The sequence below is a fragment of the Bradyrhizobium sp. SPXBL-02 genome (assembly GCF_051853065.1).
Classification (GTDB): domain Bacteria; phylum Pseudomonadota; class Alphaproteobacteria; order Rhizobiales; family Xanthobacteraceae; genus Bradyrhizobium.
Window position 1 is genome coordinate 7,378,149 of sequence record NZ_CP182474.1, and the last position, 15,662, is coordinate 7,393,810.

General features: G+C 61.9%; 16 protein-coding genes and 1 tRNA gene. 10 read left to right on the forward strand and 7 right to left on the reverse strand.

Features of this window, described 5'->3' with window-relative positions:
- Nucleotides 1-246 precede the first annotated feature (246 nt).
- The 5 genes from trxB to ACNJYD_RS34230 all read left to right on the forward strand — a co-directional run bounded on the left by trxB (nucleotide 247) and on the right by ACNJYD_RS34230 (nucleotide 4,222).
- The gene (gene trxB, locus ACNJYD_RS34210) at nucleotides 247-1,212 is read left to right on the forward strand and encodes a thioredoxin-disulfide reductase (RefSeq protein WP_439364616.1); all 966 of its coding nucleotides are present in this window, start codon (nucleotides 247-249) and stop codon (nucleotides 1,210-1,212) included.
- Nucleotides 1,213-1,216: 4 nt separating this feature from the next.
- A complete protein-coding gene (locus ACNJYD_RS34215; protein WP_025032176.1) occupies nucleotides 1,217-2,140 on the forward strand; it encodes a LysR family transcriptional regulator in 924 nt (307 codons plus the stop codon).
- A gap of 460 nt (nucleotides 2,141-2,600) precedes the next feature.
- A complete protein-coding gene (locus ACNJYD_RS34220; protein ID WP_439364617.1) occupies nucleotides 2,601-3,509 on the forward strand; it encodes a 4-hydroxy-tetrahydrodipicolinate synthase family protein in 909 nt (302 codons plus the stop codon).
- Between the two features lie 282 nt (nucleotides 3,510-3,791).
- On the forward strand, nucleotides 3,792-3,947 hold the full coding sequence (locus ACNJYD_RS34225; protein ID WP_172788974.1) for a hypothetical protein: 156 nt from the start codon (nucleotides 3,792-3,794) through the stop codon (nucleotides 3,945-3,947).
- Nucleotides 3,948-4,042: 95 nt separating this feature from the next.
- Nucleotides 4,043-4,222 carry a hypothetical protein gene (locus tag ACNJYD_RS34230; protein ID WP_210268521.1) on the forward strand — a complete coding sequence of 60 codons (180 nt, stop codon included), beginning with the start codon at nucleotides 4,043-4,045 and terminating at the stop codon, nucleotides 4,220-4,222.
- A 73-nt stretch (nucleotides 4,223-4,295) separates the two neighbouring features.
- Here ACNJYD_RS34230 and ACNJYD_RS34235 read toward each other — a convergent pair whose 3' ends face one another.
- On the reverse strand, nucleotides 4,296-4,973 hold the full coding sequence (locus ACNJYD_RS34235) for a ParA family protein (RefSeq protein WP_025032179.1): 678 nt from the start codon (nucleotides 4,971-4,973) through the stop codon (nucleotides 4,296-4,298).
- 347 nt (nucleotides 4,974-5,320) lie between these two features.
- Nucleotides 5,321-5,683 carry a hypothetical protein gene (locus ACNJYD_RS34240; protein ID WP_439364618.1) on the reverse strand — a complete coding sequence of 121 codons (363 nt, stop codon included), beginning with the start codon at nucleotides 5,681-5,683 and terminating at the stop codon, nucleotides 5,321-5,323.
- Nucleotides 5,684-6,048: 365 nt separating this feature from the next.
- Here ACNJYD_RS34240 and ACNJYD_RS34245 point away from each other — a divergent pair, with 365 nt between their 5' ends.
- Together ACNJYD_RS34245 and ACNJYD_RS34250 are read left to right on the forward strand one after the other, a co-directional pair.
- Nucleotides 6,049-7,215 (forward strand): CaiB/BaiF CoA transferase family protein, encoded by a 1,167-nt coding sequence (locus ACNJYD_RS34245; RefSeq protein WP_439364619.1) that lies wholly within the window; start codon nucleotides 6,049-6,051, stop codon nucleotides 7,213-7,215.
- Between the two features lie 2 nt (nucleotides 7,216-7,217).
- Entirely contained in the window at nucleotides 7,218-8,141 is a 924-nt protein-coding gene (locus ACNJYD_RS34250; protein ID WP_439364620.1) for an HpcH/HpaI aldolase/citrate lyase family protein, read from the forward strand.
- 133 nt (nucleotides 8,142-8,274) lie between these two features.
- Here ACNJYD_RS34250 and ACNJYD_RS34255 read toward each other — a convergent pair whose 3' ends face one another.
- The gene (locus ACNJYD_RS34255; RefSeq protein WP_439364621.1) at nucleotides 8,275-9,525 is read right to left on the reverse strand and encodes a vanadium-dependent haloperoxidase; all 1,251 of its coding nucleotides are present in this window, start codon (nucleotides 9,523-9,525) and stop codon (nucleotides 8,275-8,277) included.
- A gap of 328 nt (nucleotides 9,526-9,853) precedes the next feature.
- On the opposite strand from ACNJYD_RS34255, the gene ACNJYD_RS34260 reads away from it, so the two are divergent.
- The 3 genes from ACNJYD_RS34260 to ACNJYD_RS34270 all read left to right on the forward strand — a co-directional run bounded on the left by ACNJYD_RS34260 (nucleotide 9,854) and on the right by ACNJYD_RS34270 (nucleotide 12,276).
- Nucleotides 9,854-10,072, forward strand: a complete 219-nt coding sequence (locus ACNJYD_RS34260; protein ID WP_439364622.1) for a hypothetical protein — start codon at nucleotides 9,854-9,856, stop codon at nucleotides 10,070-10,072.
- A 99-nt stretch (nucleotides 10,073-10,171) separates the two neighbouring features.
- The gene (locus ACNJYD_RS34265; protein ID WP_439364623.1) at nucleotides 10,172-10,576 is read left to right on the forward strand and encodes a nuclear transport factor 2 family protein; all 405 of its coding nucleotides are present in this window, start codon (nucleotides 10,172-10,174) and stop codon (nucleotides 10,574-10,576) included.
- A 143-nt stretch (nucleotides 10,577-10,719) separates the two neighbouring features.
- A complete protein-coding gene (locus ACNJYD_RS34270; protein ID WP_439364624.1) occupies nucleotides 10,720-12,276 on the forward strand; it encodes an IS630 family transposase in 1,557 nt (518 codons plus the stop codon).
- A 109-nt stretch (nucleotides 12,277-12,385) separates the two neighbouring features.
- Here ACNJYD_RS34270 and ACNJYD_RS34275 read toward each other — a convergent pair whose 3' ends face one another.
- From ACNJYD_RS34275 to ACNJYD_RS34290, 4 genes are all read right to left on the reverse strand, one after another.
- Nucleotides 12,386-12,844 (reverse strand): DUF4411 family protein, encoded by a 459-nt coding sequence (locus ACNJYD_RS34275; RefSeq protein WP_246709012.1) that lies wholly within the window; start codon nucleotides 12,842-12,844, stop codon nucleotides 12,386-12,388.
- 50 nt (nucleotides 12,845-12,894) lie between these two features.
- Entirely contained in the window at nucleotides 12,895-14,088 is a 1,194-nt protein-coding gene (locus ACNJYD_RS34280; protein WP_439364625.1) for a helix-turn-helix domain-containing protein, read from the reverse strand.
- Nucleotides 14,089-14,249: 161 nt separating this feature from the next.
- Nucleotides 14,250-14,326 (reverse strand) — tRNA-His (locus tag ACNJYD_RS34285).
- Nucleotides 14,327-14,752: 426 nt separating this feature from the next.
- On the reverse strand, nucleotides 14,753-15,187 hold the full coding sequence (locus ACNJYD_RS34290; RefSeq protein WP_172788978.1) for a phasin: 435 nt from the start codon (nucleotides 15,185-15,187) through the stop codon (nucleotides 14,753-14,755).
- Nucleotides 15,188-15,662 lie beyond the last annotated feature (475 nt).

Consider the following 15,662-nt stretch of genomic DNA (forward strand, 5'->3'; position numbering starts at 1 on the left):
TTGCGGCGGTATTGGGTGATTTGTCGAAATCCTCATAGCCTAACCAGCACAGCTAGCGCAATTTTATTGCGCGTGCAGCGCAATCGACTTTTGTTCCCTGTTGGAAAAATCCGCCGAGAGGGAATGCAATTCTTGCATGGCTCGCCAGAAGGCTTAGATTAGCTCTGATATTTCAGCGCCTCCGCGAGGCCTCCCGGCACATTCCGCGCCCGCGCTGCAAATCCCCCGTGAAAGGCGTCCATCGAAATGTCCGCTCCTGTTCATGCAAAGGTCGTCATCATCGGCTCCGGCCCGGCCGGCTATACCGCCGCGATCTACGCCGCGCGCGCGATGTTGGAGCCGATCCTGATCCAGGGCATCCAGCCCGGCGGACAGCTCACCATCACCACCGACGTCGAGAACTATCCCGGCTTCGCCGACGTCATCCAGGGCCCCTGGCTGATGGAGCAAATGGAGAAGCAGGCGGTCCATGTCGGCACCAAGATCGTCACCGATCTGGTCACCAAGCTGGAGACGGCGCGGCGGCCGTTCCGCCTCACCTGCGACAGCGGCGACGTCTATCTCGCCGAGACCGTGATCCTGGCCACCGGCGCGCAAGCGCGCTGGCTCGGGCTGCCGTCGGAAGCCAAGTTCCAGGGCGGCGGCGTGTCGGCCTGCGCCACCTGCGACGGCTTCTTCTACCGCGGCAAGGAGGTGATCGTGGTCGGCGGCGGCAACACCGCGGTCGAGGAAGCCCTGTACCTCACCAACCATGCCTCGCAGGTCACGATCGTGCATCGTCGCGATCACTTCCGGGCCGAGCGCATCCTGCAGGAGCGCCTGTTCAGGCATCCAAAGATCAAGGTGATCTGGGACGCCACCGTCGACGAGATCTGCGGCACCGAGAACCCCAACAAGGTCACCCATGTCCGGCTCAAGAACGTCAAGACCGGCGCGCTCACGGACGTGAAGGCCGACGGCATCTTCATCGCCATCGGCCATGCGCCGGCGACCGAGCTCGTCAAGGATCAGGTCAAGCTGAAACCCTCGGGCTATGTCGAGGTCGCCCCGAACTCGACCGCGACCTCGGTGCCCGGCCTGTTCGCCGCCGGCGACGTCGCCGACGAAACCTATCGCCAGGCCGTGACGGCCGCCGGCCTCGGCTGCATGGCCGCACTCGAAGCCGAACGTTTCTTGGCCCTTCGCGCCAGCGAGCGCGCGGCAGCGGAATAGAATCATGCCCCGAACACGCGACGGATTTACGGATATGGACTGGGACAAGCTGAAGGTGTTTCACGCCGCGGCGGAAGCGGGCAGCTTCACGCATGCGGGCGAGCAGCTCGGCCTGTCGCAATCGGCGGTATCGCGCCAGGTCTCGGCGCTGGAGCAGGAGCTCTCGGTCTCGCTGTTCCACCGCCACGCCCGCGGCCTGATCCTCACCGAGCAGGGCGACCTGTTGTTCCGCACCGCGCATGACGTGTTCATGCAGCTGCAGGCGGCGCGCGCCAAGCTGACCGACAGCCGCGAGCGGCCGAGCGGCGATCTCAAGATCACCACCACGCCCGGCGTCGGCATCAACTGGCTGATCCCGCGGCTCGGCGAATTCACCGCGCTCTATCCCGAGATCCGCATCTCGTTGATCGTCACCGACGAGGAGCTCGATCTGTCGATGCGCGAGGCGGACGTTGCGATCCGCACCCGCAAGCCGACGCAACCGGATCTGATCCAGCGCAAGCTGTTCGCGATGGGCTTCCACGCCTATTGCTCGCCGGAATACATCAAGCGCTTCGGCACGCCGCGCACGCTGGAGGAGCTCGACTCCCACCGCATCATCACGCTGTCGGACGGCAACTTCGCGCCGCACCTGCAGAACCGCAACTGGCTGATCGAAGCCGGGCGCAACGGCTCGGGTCCGCGCGAAGCCTATTTCAAGGTCAACAACATCCTCGGTCTCGTGCGCGCCTGCGCGCAGGGCCTCGGCATCGCCGCCCTGCCCGATTACCTGGTCGAGGAGCAGAGCAAGCTCGTGCAGCTGTTCGGCGAGTCGGATTCGATCCAGCTCGACACCTACTTCGTCTATCCCGAGGAGTTGAAGACGGTCGCGCGCGTGCAGGTGTTCCGCGACTTCGTGGTGAGCAAGGCGCAACGCTGGCCGTCCTGATTTCCGCATGTCTGACATGCGGCCTCGGCTGTTGCTGCAAGGCACTCGGCAAGCTCATAATGTTTGCACGCTGAGCCTTCGCGTTGCGCATTTGTCCCCCTCCTCCAGTGGCGCGGGAGTTCAGTAATCCCTCTTGGAAGGTGATTGTGTCGGCCTCACGTGGCCAATACCTAAGCCGGGCCCTCGGGTCCGGCTTTTTTTCGTCAAAATGTGGCTTCGCGCTCCGCGTGTATTGACAGTTCCACCTATCCCCCGCATTATTTCCGAATGATCACGAAGTCGTGCGCAATCTCGTTCGAGGCCATCGTCTCGAAAAAAGGCCCCCATCCCGGGGCCTCGGATCTTTGCGCGCGCTAGCTGACTTCGTCATCGCTGCAAATCTTCGAAAACCCCGCCGCCTGGACGGGGTTTTTTCATGTGCCCTCCGTCTCAGGCTTTTTCCCGAGAAGGAGATGGAAACATGACCGGACTTCGAGATCATTTGCACGGGCTGTGGCTGCCGCTGGTGACGCCGTTCCAGGACGGCGCGCTGGATGAGAGGTCGCTGCGGCGGCTGACCCGGCACTACGGCGCGCACGGCATCGACGGCTTCATCCTGGGCGCGACCTCCGGTGAAGGCATGACGCTGCGCGCGGCCGAGCTCGAACGCCTCGTCGCCGTGGTGCGCGAGGAGATGGCGGCCGGCGGCGGCAACCTGCCGATCTACCTCGGTCTGTCGGGCGCCGACACCTCGCGCCTGCAGGAACGCCTCGACGAGACCGCGGACTGGCCGATCGACGGTTACCTGATCGCCAGCCCCTATTATGTGCGGCCGTCGCAGCGCGGCCTGCTGGCGCATTTCGAGACGCTCGCCGACCACGCGGCATGGCCGATCGCGCTCTACAACATTCCCTATCGCTGCGCGGTCAACATCACCAACCAGACCATGCTGCGGCTTGCCGAGCACAAGAACATCATCGGCCTGAAGGATTGCGGCGCGAGCCGCGAGCAATCGATCGCGCTCTTGCGCGACCGGCCGAAGGGTTTTCGCGTGCTCACCGGCGAGGACGCAAATTATCTCGAGGCGCTCGGTGACGGCGCCGACGGCGGCATCGTGCTGTCAGCCCATGTCGAGACCGCGACGTTCGCAGCCGTGTACACGGAGGCGAAGCGCGGCAACCACGATGCGGCGCAGGCGCGCTGGCACGAGGTCGCCGAGCTGACGCGGCTGTTGTTCGCCGAGCCGAGCCCCGCGCCGGCGAAGTACTGGCTGTGGCGATCAGGCCTGATCGACAGCCCGGAGGTGCGCCTGCCGATGGTGGAAGTGAGCAGCGAGCTCGCGGCGACGATCGATCGCGAGATCGAGCTACGGATGAAGGTCGCGGCGTAGCGCTCTCTCTCTACGCGCGAGCTCTTCCTTCTCCCCTTGCGGGAGAAGGTGGCGCGAAGCGCCGGATGAGGGGTTCTCTCGACGCGCAACACTGTTCGTGAGGAGAGAGACCCCTCACCCCCCTCGCCGCTACGCGGCGAGCCACCCTCTCCCGCAAGGGGAGAGGGTTGAGGCCCGCGTGGTTAACCGCGCCCCAACGGCCTTCGCAGCCGCCGCAATCCGCATCCACGTCTCGTTTACGTGACAGCGCCTATCGTTGTCCTCAACGTCACCGAAGGGGGAATGACCATGGGGTATCGCAACCGGCCTACGGCCGCGAGCCAGTTCGCGCCCGCCGATCTCTTGCGGGGAATTCTCGTCGTCTCGTCGTTCGGGTTCTGGGCCGTGATGCTCGGCCTGATGCCGGTATTGCTGTTTCGCGTCTGGCTGGTCGGCTGAGGCCGGCGCGCGGGATGGTTAATCCGTGGTAGCACCTGTGTTCAAAATCCACTGGCCGATGCGATCCGGATCTTAAAACATCGCTGCTATCACTGATGCCCATAAGCGAAGAAATCGCGGGGGCGTTTGTGAATAGTCAGAATGAAATGGCGTCGCATTTCGACGCAGAACAGCAGGGCTTTACCACCGAGGACATTCTCTGGGCCGTCGGCATCTGGTCGGTGATCCTGACCCTGTCGCCGGTCATCGTGTTCTACATGCTGATGGTGGCGTGAGCGAAAGCCCGGAAACGCAAAACGCGCGGACTTCCCGCGCGTTTTTCGCCGCTCGAAATGAAACAATGAAAAATCAAGCAGCCTGCTTGTGCATCGCGCCGGATGCCGACGCCGTGCCGCGAATAGCCTTCACCGAACGCTCGATCGCCGCCCAGAGCCTTGCGATTTCCTGAGCCGCACGGCTCTCGGCCTGATACTCGCGCGCGCCTTCGCCGTGGCTCAGCGCCATCAGCAAATCCGAACGATTGGTGATCTGGCCGCCCCACACCGGAGCGCGGAATTTCGCCAGCGCTTCGCGGGCGATGGTGACGATCGGGCTTTCGGCTTCGTCGCGCTTGGCCGGAGCACCGTTGAGGACGACCGCGTAGGGCTTGCGCGCCGCGCGGCACATCTGGATGGTTTCCTGCACGGCGTTGACGTCGAACACGCCGGGACGCGCCGGGATGACCACCATGGTGGCGTTCTTGATCGCGTCGTCGACGACGGCCGACAGGTTCGGCGGCGTGTCGATCAACACCCATTCATAACCGTCGCGCTTGGCAGCGGAGACGATGCCGCTGACGGAGTTGACGGCCGCCTTGATCGGCGGCTCGTTGGTGCCGCGCAGCTTGTGCCACAACGTGAGCGAGCCCTGCGGATCGGCGTCCACGAGCATGACCTGCTTGCTTGCCTTGATCTGCGCAGCAAGATGTGCAGCCAGGGTACTCTTGCCCGAGCCGCCTTTACGCGATGCAAAAACAATGACGTTCATACCTTCGGCCTCCAGATTGACCCCAGGCCGCGAAAATGAATCACGCCGCTGATTCGGGAAAGAAAAATTTGTCGGGGGCCGCGCGACAGCCACGAAATAACAAGGCGTGTTGGCTTTTGAGTCACACTGCTTCGCAGGATAAAGACACGGGCCGCAACGAAAGGCCGCTCGTGGGGGCGTCTGTGTGTTTTTTGAGCAGCGAGGCGGAAACTGAAATGCAACCTTGCCGCGCAAACCCGCCACCGACTCTTTTCGAGCGCCCACGCGCGTCAATCGGAGCAAGCCTGCCGGCGTCGTGCGAACAAAACGAGTCCGGGGGCTGTCGCTCAGCCTTGACCGCTAGGCGCTTAGCCTTGGCTGGATTTCTTCTTCGTCGCCGGCTTGGCGCTCTTCTTCGCGGTCGTTGACGCCTTCTTCGGCGCGATGCTGGTCGGCTTGCCGGCACGGGCCTGGCCGGGCTCCGGTCCACGGCGGAAGAACACCGCGCATTGCGGCGAGAGCTGCGCCTTCTTCTTGATCATGCAGGCGGTGATGGCATCGACGTTCGGGACGAACTCGCCGCACAGCCGCATCGCATCCGGCGTGCAGGCCTGCTGCTCCTCCTGGGTATAGGCGAAACCGGCGCGCGGCAGCGCCAGGACGGCCAGGGCAAGCGCGAGGCTTGCAACGGCCGAGGGCTTAGCAAAGGACTTCAAGCGAAACGCCGGCATCGATCCCCCCACATGACGAGTCGGTTGCGAATAGTGGGTGAACGGCGGTTCGTTGGCAACCGAGGGGGTTGCGAAAGCCGACACGTGTGCGGTCTCGGCAACAGGGCGGGGTCAGGAGCCTCGGCAGTTCCCGGGGAACGCGACGACGACCCCGCCGTCGGGGCCTCAAACAAAAAACTGCGAAAACAACCCCATGCACAGTAGCCAAGTCATTGCAAACACTCACGTCGCTAAATTTTAGGATTTTTCGAAGCCCGGTTTGACTCGTCGGGCAAAACAGGGGCATCATGTCATCATCAAAATGCGCGTGGATGGTGCTCGTTCTCCCGCGCTGATCAGAAGCGAGCGGGAGTGGAGGCGGTCACATGACGGGGAATGAGGCGGAGCTGCCGCTGTCCGGGGTGACGGTGGTTTCGCTGGAGCAGGCGATCGCGGCGCCGCTGGCGAGCCGGCACCTCGCCGATTGGGGCGCGCGCGTGATCAAGATCGAGCGGCCGGGCACCGGGGATTTCTGCCGCGACTACGATCATGTGATGAACGGCATGTCGAGCCAGTTCGTCTGGACCAACCGTTCCAAGGAAAGCCTCGCCATCGACATCAAGAGCCCCGAGGGGCGCAAGGTGCTCGACGCCCTGCTGCCGCGGGCGGACGTGTTCATCCAGAATCTCGCGCCTGGCGCGGCGGAGCGGCTCGGCCTCGATGCCGCATCGCTGCTGCGCAAATATCCCCGCCTGATCGCCTGCGACATCTCCGGCTATGGCCTAGGGGGCCCCTACAGCGACAAGAAGGCCTATGATCTGCTGGTGCAGTGCGAGGCCGGCGTGCTCGCCATCAACGGCACCGAGGCGGAGCCGGCCAAGGTCGGGCTTTCCGTGGTCGATATCGCCACCGGCATGTACATCCTGAACGGCGTGCTGATGGCGCTGTACGCCCGCGAGCGCACCGGCAAGGGTACGGCGTTCCAGGCCTCGCTGTTCGATTCCATCACGGACTGGATGAGCTATCCCGCCTTCTACACCGAGAGTACGGGCCGGCCGCTGCCGCGCACCGGCGCCAGGCATGCCACGATCGCGCCTTACGGCCCGTTCCGGGTCGGCGACGGAACGACAATCTTCTTCGGCATCCAGAACGATCGGGAATGGCGGTCGCTGTGCCGCATCGTGCTCGGCGATGCCGGCTTCGCCGACGACCTGCGCTTCCGCACCAATCCGCTGCGCATGCAGAACCGCGACGATCTGCAATCCCATATCGAGCGGCGCTTTGCATCCATGACCAGCGAGGAGGTGCAGCGGCTGCTGGACGAAGCCGCGATTGCGAATGCGCATCTGAACTCGGTCGAGGCTTTCCTGCAGCATGAGCAGCTTCACGCCCGCGCGCGGGTGAGAAGCGTGGGATCACCGTGCGGGCCGGTGATGAGCTTCCTGCCCGCGCTCACCATTCCCGGCGTGACGCCGCGGATGGATCCGGTGCCTGATGTCGGCGAGCACAACGCGTCGATCCTCGGCGAACTCGGCCTCAGCAAGGGAACGTGAGCATGGTCTCGCTCCGGCCGACGCGGGCTTATCTCGCCGTTCCCGCGCATCGCGCCCGTCTCGTCGCCAAGGCGGCGGCATCATTGGCGGACGCGGTATTCATGGACCTCGAAGACGCCGTGCCGGCAGGCGAGAAGGGCGTTGCGCGTGAGGAAGCCGCCCGCGCGCTGTCCTCGCTCGACTGGGGCAACAAGCACGTCGCGGTCAGGCTCAATGCGGTCGACAGCTCCTTCATCGCAGAGGAGATCCGCACGCTGGCGGCCCTGCCCCGGCTGGATGCTGTGATCGTGCCGAAGGCGGAGCGCGTGAGCGACATCGTCGCCATCGCCGATCGCTTCCGCGCAGCCGCGCCGGATCGCGCCGCGCCACTCGCGCTCGAGCTGCTGATCGAGACCGCGCTCGGCCTCGTCAATGTCGACGCCCTCGCCGCGTGCCACGACAGCGTGGCCGCGCTGCATCTCGGCGTCGGCGACCTCGCGGCCTCGCTCGGCGCCCGCACCTCCGACATCGGCATCTCGCCGGATGGCTACCGCCACGTCGGCTCCGCGCAGAGCGGCTACGCTGCCGCGCCGCTCGACCTGTTCGCCTATCCGATGATGCGCCTGCTCGTCGCCGCTCGCGCGTGCGGCCTGCGCGCGATCGACGGCCCCTGCGGCGCGTTCCGCGATGCCAGGCTGACCGAGGCCAGCGCGCAAAAGGCCGCGGCGATGGGCTTTGACGGCAAGCAGGTGATCCATCCCGACCAGATCGAGCCGACGCTGCGCGCGTTCACGCCGTCGGCCGAGGAGCTCGCGCAGGCGCGGCGGATCGTCGAAGCCATGGAGCGGGCCGAGGCGTTGGGACAGGGAGCGGTGACGCTGGACGGCAAGATGATCGACTATGCCAATGTGCGGATGGCGCGCCGGATCATCGAGCTGGGATCGTAGCGGCGTTGAGGTCGAGTCCCCCTGCGGCGCATCCTTCGAGACGCCCGCTTCGCGGGCCCTCAGGATGAGGATGGCGGGCGCGGCAACAGTCAACCATGGCGCTGAGCCTCATCCTGAGAGGCTGCGAAGCAGCTTACTGCTTCGGTTCAGCTCGCGCTTCCAGCCCGCGAAGCTGTGTCCCGACAGTCAAGTCACCGATCTTACGGCCCATGTCCTTTCCGACCTCCGTCGAGAAACGGTAATGGAAACCGGCATAGATGCGGGCATTTGCGACCTCATCGCTATAATCCTGGAGCTTGGTCCATTTGCGAGTCACCCCTGGCGCAGTAGGGCTGGTCATCGTCAGCTCTCCGACCTCGTCGCCGGCGATGGACCGGAGAACCGTGGAAACCGCCGCCGATACGATGCAGTGGGCGCAGGGGTATTCGGGATGCAACGGCGTTTCACCCAGCGGCAACCAAGACGGTTCGCGTGGCGTCATCGGGTTGTGCGTGATGTCCGCGTTGCGTATGGCCGTTACAGGCCGCCAGAAGTTGTAATGGTACTTCGCATCAAGGACGGCAACGATTGCGTCGTTCGCAGCGATCTCGGTGAGGGCGAAGAGGCGCGAGCAGTCAACGACGTCCATGTGCTTGGCCAAGGCGACCTGCCGGACGATTGGATTGAAGCTGGGAGGCCCGACCAGAAACCAGACTCGTCCGATCGCGGTCTGCTCTGCCGTTCGGCTGGTGCTGTTGCGAGCGCCGAGCTCCCGAATTTCGTTGACGTCTCTGGTCCAGGTCTCGGAATCAAGCGCCGGTGGTGGCGCTGGACGGAATTGTGAGACCGATGTCATGACCCAAGGGGACATTCCTCCAGCCGTCGTGCCGATCGGCACCACCGTCGGCACATAGGTCCCCGGGGCAGTATAGGGACGATAAGTCTCCTGAACGTCACTGCCGTCATCCCTGCGCAACGCTATCACGCCGGAAGCGGCAAGCTTTCCAAGCTCGATTCCATTCGCCTTTCCCTCCGTGTCCGGAATGCCGGAAAGCGACGCGATCAATGCCGCATCAAGGGCAGATTTCTGGTCCGGATAGATCGTCAGAAGAATGTTGTAAGCCGCAGTCGATGCTGCGGCTTCCTTGGACGTGGAGCGGTCTGCTACGAGATCCAGCTTGTATGGCGTGTATCGCCTGTCGATCGCGTTGACGACCTCGAACATGGCAACGTGAAGCATCGACATCGTGCGGGCCTGTGGCACAGGCAGCACCTTCTTTTCGGCGGCAATCGCATCTGCTTTCGCGTTCCAGTCCATGATGACATCGGCACGCGCAGTGCCGATGCAGACTGCAAGAGTGGCGACGATCAGGAATGGAGATCTCGTTGCAAGAAACGTCTTCATCTTCATGCTCCTCGTTGTTTCAACAGAGAGCGACATCTTGTACGGATGAGCCGCGCAAGAACGTAGAAGTGCAGAACGATCTTAAGATTGCAGCAAGCCCGCTGCTGTGAAACAGTTTACACTGTCCTCGCTTTCGTCGAAAAGAGTTTGAGGTCGCGCCCCAAAGAGTAAGATCGACTGCCTTACGTGATGCACGACCTGCAATCTCGGCAGTCTTCCGAAACAATCATCACATCCTTGGTGCATTCGGGCTCGCCGACGGCGCTGATCAAGCTCGGCATCTATTCGTTCGCGCGAGGTGAAGAGCGAGCGGCTGAGCATTGTGGTGATGCGTGCCGCTCCAGCTTTCGGCAATGCCAGGCGCTGCGTTCGTCTGGCAAGATTGCTCGACCCTGCTGCCGGCGTCAGCGTGCTGTTCGCGGCGATGCCGATCGGCGCGAATGCGTACATTTTTGCCGTGCAGTATCAGCGGCTGGTGAACCCGGTGTCGGGCGCAGTGGCGCTGGGGACGCTGCTGGCGGCGGTGACGTTGCCGGTGGTGGTGTAGGTGGTAGCGAGGTGAGGTCGCGCAGCACGGTCCCAATCATTTTGCCTTTGCACGCAAAGGTCGCTAGGCTGCCCCGATACACATTTCAGGGAGGGGCCCATGGCACAGCGCGAAGAGATGCTCGCATTGATCAGGACCGCCTACGCCGCGCGCGGCAAGGGCGACATCGAAGGCTTGGTGACGGCTTTTCATCCCGAGGGCCACTTCACCTTGATGGGCGACAAGAGCGCGCTCGAACTGACGGGGCGCATGGAGGGGCACCCGACCCTGCGCGCCGCTTTCACTCAGTTCACTGACACCTTCGGCTTCGAAAGCCGCGAGATCCTCGCCGAGCTCGTCGACGGCGATCGCGTCGCAGTCCATTCCCGGGTTCTCGTTAGATACAATCCAGGCGGAAAGACTTTCAGCACCGAGATCCTGGACCTGTTCAGATTTCAGGATGGCAAGATCGTCGAGCTGATCGAGTTTGCGGATACCGCGCAGATCAAGGCGGTGATTGGGTGAGGCGGGATGAGACTGAATTGAGGCTCGTCTGCCGACGATCGCGGTGGCCGGCGCGACCGCGTACAGTGTAAATCGGTACGCGACCCTCGCTTGTGCTGACTCAGAACAGCTGCGGCTCTTAACATCAAGCGATGGAGGAGAGCATGCCGTGGACATCCAGAACGCTCATTGAGGCGAAGCAGGAGTTTGTCGCTTTAGCCAATTCGCCTCACGCAAACATCCGAGCCCTCTGTCGCAAGTTCAACGTCAGCCCCAAAACGGCTTACAAGCTGCTCGCGCGTGTTCGTACAATGGGGTCTGATGGGTATCAGGATCGCTCCCGGCGGCCTCGGCACCATCCTTCGAGAACGCCAGCAGAAATCGAGGACGAAGTCTTGTCGGTCCGGGCGCTTCATCCGCTCTGGGGCGCCCGGCGGATCGCGGGCGAACTTCGCAAAAGCGGTCGAGCAAGAATCCCGGCTCCATCGACAATCTCAACTATCCTCTCACGAAGAGGTGCACTGAGCTCTGCGGACGCTATGGCCGCGATCGCCCGTCTCGCGGGCGACCCAGCCGGCGAGCTGCCCGCGTGCTGGAAGGCGAAGATGCCTCCCACTATCGACAGATTCGATCTCCGCATTGTCGGCGAGCATTTGCTGAGCGGACGGATACTCGACCGCAGGCGAGCCATAGTGCTAATAACACATTGGCTCGGTGTTCGACAAAGCAAGTTGTGTGGACTGATCGGGCTAAGTCCTGTCACTTGGCGGCGGTGTCTTCGCATCTACACGGAAGGAGGTGCGGATGCATTGTTCGCGCGGCGCCGAAGTCCTGCGCGAAAATTTGATAGAGAAGAACTCAAGAACGCCCTTTTTGACACCCTGCACCGGCCGCCAAGCGGATTCGGGATCAACCGCACCACATGGAGGGTTGTCGATCTTGCTGGTGTCCTCACGCTGCAAGGACAGCCAGTGAGCGAGGATACGGTCCGCAAGATCATAAACTCTTCGGGTTACAAGTGGCGCAAAGCCCGCGTCGTGCTGACCTCGAACGACCCGGAATTTTCTCAGAAGCTCGATCGCATCAAGTCGATCTTAAGCAACCTTGCCCCCGACGAAGCATTCTTCTCAATCGACGAGTTTGGGCCCTTTGCCATCAAGCACCAGCCCGGGAAATCGCTTACGGGTCCCGGCGAACGGCCGCTCGTTCAGCAATGGCAAAAATCTCGGGGAAAGGTCACGCTGACGGCGGCAATCGAGCTTTCGTCCAATCAGGTAACGCACTTCTATAGCGAGAAGAAGAACACGGCCGAAATGATCCGGATGATGAAGATTCTGCTCGATCAATACGAGAATTGCAGATGCATCTATCTGTCTTGGGACGCCGCCTCTTGGCACATCTCGAAGGAGCTGAGCCAAGCGGTAGAGGATCACAACAGCCGGATCGTCGGGCCTACAGTAGTGATCGCACCGTTGCCCGCTCGGGCGCAGTTTCTCAACGTCATTGAATCGGTCTTTAGCGGCATGGCACGCGCCATCATTCACAATAGCAACTACCATTCGCCTGACGAGGCAAGAGCGGCGATCGACCGATATTTTGAGGAAAGGAATGAGCATTTCCGCGCGAATCCGCGAAGGGCTGGCAACAAAATCTGGGGGAAAGAGCGAGTCCCTGCAGAATTCTTCCAGTCGCACAACTGCAAGGACCCGCAGCTCGGTTGATACGCACGGAAGCGCAATTAGGATGACGGTCTACCAAATTGATCTTGACCAACGCCCCAGATAGCACGCGCTCTGCAGCATCGGGGTTTATGTACTGCCACCCGATCACCTAGTTCTTGATCCCTTCCGCGCGAAGTAGGTCGTTGAAACTGAGGTGGATCACACCTTCCTTGTCGCAAATATCAGGGATCTTTTGTCGTTTGCTGCTATCCTGATCTACGTTCGTTTTCTTTTCACTGCTGATAACAGGAAGTCCAAGAGTCTTCGCCAGGGCAATGATCGTTAGATCGTTCAATCCGATAGTACCCTTCCGATTGCCATTGTACTCAGAGATGGCGGCCGCGTGTCGGACCTTCATCTCCTCGTAGTGAGCCACATACGTCTTCCAGTCCCAGCTCTCTTCCTCTATTTCCATCTGAAGTGCGATTGCGTTATTCTTGATGCACTCTCCAATCGGACCGGGAAGGTGTTCGAGCTCTTCGAATATCTCGACGGTCACGGCAAACGTCCCGTCTACAACTAATCCAGCGATTTTCGCCCATATAGTTGGATGGATGTCCTCTGGCATGAACTCCAGAGGGTTGCTCAACCCCGATGTGTCGAGGCAATATCTCTTCATCAGGTTCTAAAATGATTTCGGATGTCATCGAGGTGGGCAAGATTTTTGATGCCCATAAATTCTGCCGCATTGTGGTTCGTGATCATTCCGTTGGACCACGCCTCAAGGACAAGTCCAGTGTAAAGGTCACCACGGGATGACCGAAATCTTGAACCATAGTATTCGGGACGACCGCCGCCCTTGAATTCCTTCTCTTGCTGAAGGAATTGAGGTCTCTTTACGCGCCAGTAGAAATCTTGATCGACGTAACCGAGCTCAACGAGCCGAACTAGTGCAGCGTGTCGACTCACACAGAATGCGTTAGCCACGGCTGCAATCTTTCCGTCGTCTATGCTGCGCTCTGGTCGACGCGGCACTGGCTGGAGTAGCCGAACGACTTCGGTTTTGGGCATTAGGAATGCGCCCGCAAAGCCGTCGCACCAATCCTCTACCGACCGCGCCCGCGTCTTGCTTGGCGCTGATCCTATTGGACCACTGATCCCACTCTCCTTAAGGACCACGTGTCCGAGCTCATGTGCAAGCGTGAAAGCCTGTGCGGTTGGAGCTTCCTTGCTGAAGACGAGTACGGGCAGAGGACTTGCAAAGAGACACATGCCTCTCGCGCCGAAGGCCGCTAGACCCGAATTCTTCATAGTTATGATGCCCGCGCGTTCTAGGTAGTCCCGGAATGCGCTGACGAACTTGGCCTTATCGTTACCCTTGCGCGAATACTGCTCATCCATCGGTAGCTTCAGCGCTTCGCGAACAGTCGCCGCCGCCGCTTCATGGTTTTTCCCAAGGGGCCAGTAGAATGAGCTGTCAAGGACGGGCGGTTTGATTCCCAGAATTTCGTAGAGGTCGAGCGCATTGAGGCGTGTCTGTTCGGCCTCTGCCTGGATTAGTAGAAGTTCGTATTGCTCATTTGGAGCCTCGGCTTCTGAATGGAGCCGAAAATCCGGAACCAGTTGCAGCTCCTTTATCTGCGGCTGCTCCTTGGACAGAAGCTCCATAAACGGCACGTCGTAGACATTCGCTAGCTTACGGGCTTGCTTCACGGTTGGGAGGTCTGCGCCTGCCTCCCATCGCTGTATGTGATCGGGCGTTACCCCGGCTCCTTTCGCAGCGCTCTCCACGGACAGACGCACGCGCTTCCGCGCCCATTGAAGGACGTCGCGATTGAACGGCGCTCTTTCTTTTTTCTGGGCGATAGCCATTGCGCGTCACCTTAGCGCAAAATGTAAACTGAATGATGTGAGTTTCAACGCTTCGCGCCATGGTTGCGGAGAAAGCGCCCGCAGCGCGAACGCAACCAAAGGGCGGCGTTCTTCACCCTAGCCCGATATTGGGGTCACTTCTGCTAGGGATTTGATCCCGCTGGTACAGTTGGGTGGGCTCGAACCACCGACCTCCTGTTCCACAGACAGGCGCTCTAACCAACTGAGCTACAACTGCATCCTTGCGAGCCGCGCCTTGGGCTGCCTGAAAGGGCCTGACGCCTGAGGGGGCTGGACGGGGCGGAAACTAGGTGCAACGGCCCGGTTTGGCAAGGCCGCAAAACCCGATATTTCCCCTCTTAAACACCAGGAAACCAGGTCGATCGGCCGGGCGGGATCACCTCTCCCCGGCGGGGAGAGGTCGGATTGCTCTGGTGCGCGAATGCGCGCCGGAGCGATCCGGGTGAGGGGCCGCATCCCGCAGTGAGACCTGAGCCCCTCACCCGGATCGCGCCGGACGATGCTTCGCATCGCCGGGGGCGATCCGACCTCTCCCTCCGGGAGAAGTGGACGGAGTGCTGGGCGCGAGCGGAGCGAACCCATTTCAAAAGAAAAAACCCGGGCCTTTTGGCCCGGGCTTCGCATCTCACACCAATCCGACCGCTCAGGCGGCGGACGGATAGTACTTCGAGGCGCTGGCCTTGATCGGCTCGGCGGTCTCGGCGGCGACGCGCTGGGTGAGCTCGACCAGCTCCTTGGCCTGGGCCTGGTAGGTCTCGAGCTGCTTGCGGGCGTGGCCGGTCCACAGCTCCATCGCTTCCGTCGGCGACTTGGCGCCGAACAGCTGCTGGGCGAAGTCGAGCTGGGCGCTCGAATTGGCCTTCATGAACTCGACCAGCTTGGCGGTGTACTCGCTCGCGCCCTTGGAGGCGGAAGTGAAGACGGCCTCGACGGTGCCGTTGTGGGTCTCGGCGGCGTCCTTGAACTTGGCGTAGTTCTCGCGGGCCTGCGCCGCGCCCTTCTCGGCGAACGCACGCATCTGCTCGGGAACCTCGAACGGGATGATCGAGGCAGAAAACGGATCAGTCGCACCTGTCATGTTGGTCCCTCACGCTAATTGAAAAAATGGAGTGAGCCTTCTGGCGCGCCCGCCGGCCCCCATCATGGGCCCTCGCATTGAGCGGGAACGAAGACTGGAAACGCGAAACAATCGAGATGGCTCGCCCAGCGCCAAGCACTATGACTGCCTATCATGTCAACATTGTGCATCGCAACGCGGCAGAGACGTGCGGTGCGAAATTTAATCTCGGGGAGGATGAGGTTCCGGAGGCGGGGAACCGGGGGTTGAAGTGAAGAGGCACGGAGGCGAGCGGCTTTCTTACCCTCCCCTGGAGGGGGAGGGTCGATCGCGCGAAGCGCGGGCGGGGTGGGGTGATCTCTCCACTCGGGGACCGCCCGTGGGGAGAGACTGTCACCCCACCTCGGTTCGCTCTCCGCTTCGCTGCGTGCGAACCGATCCTCCCCCTCCAAGGGAGGATGGCAGCGCGCATGCCGCGCGCCCCTCCCCAACCCGC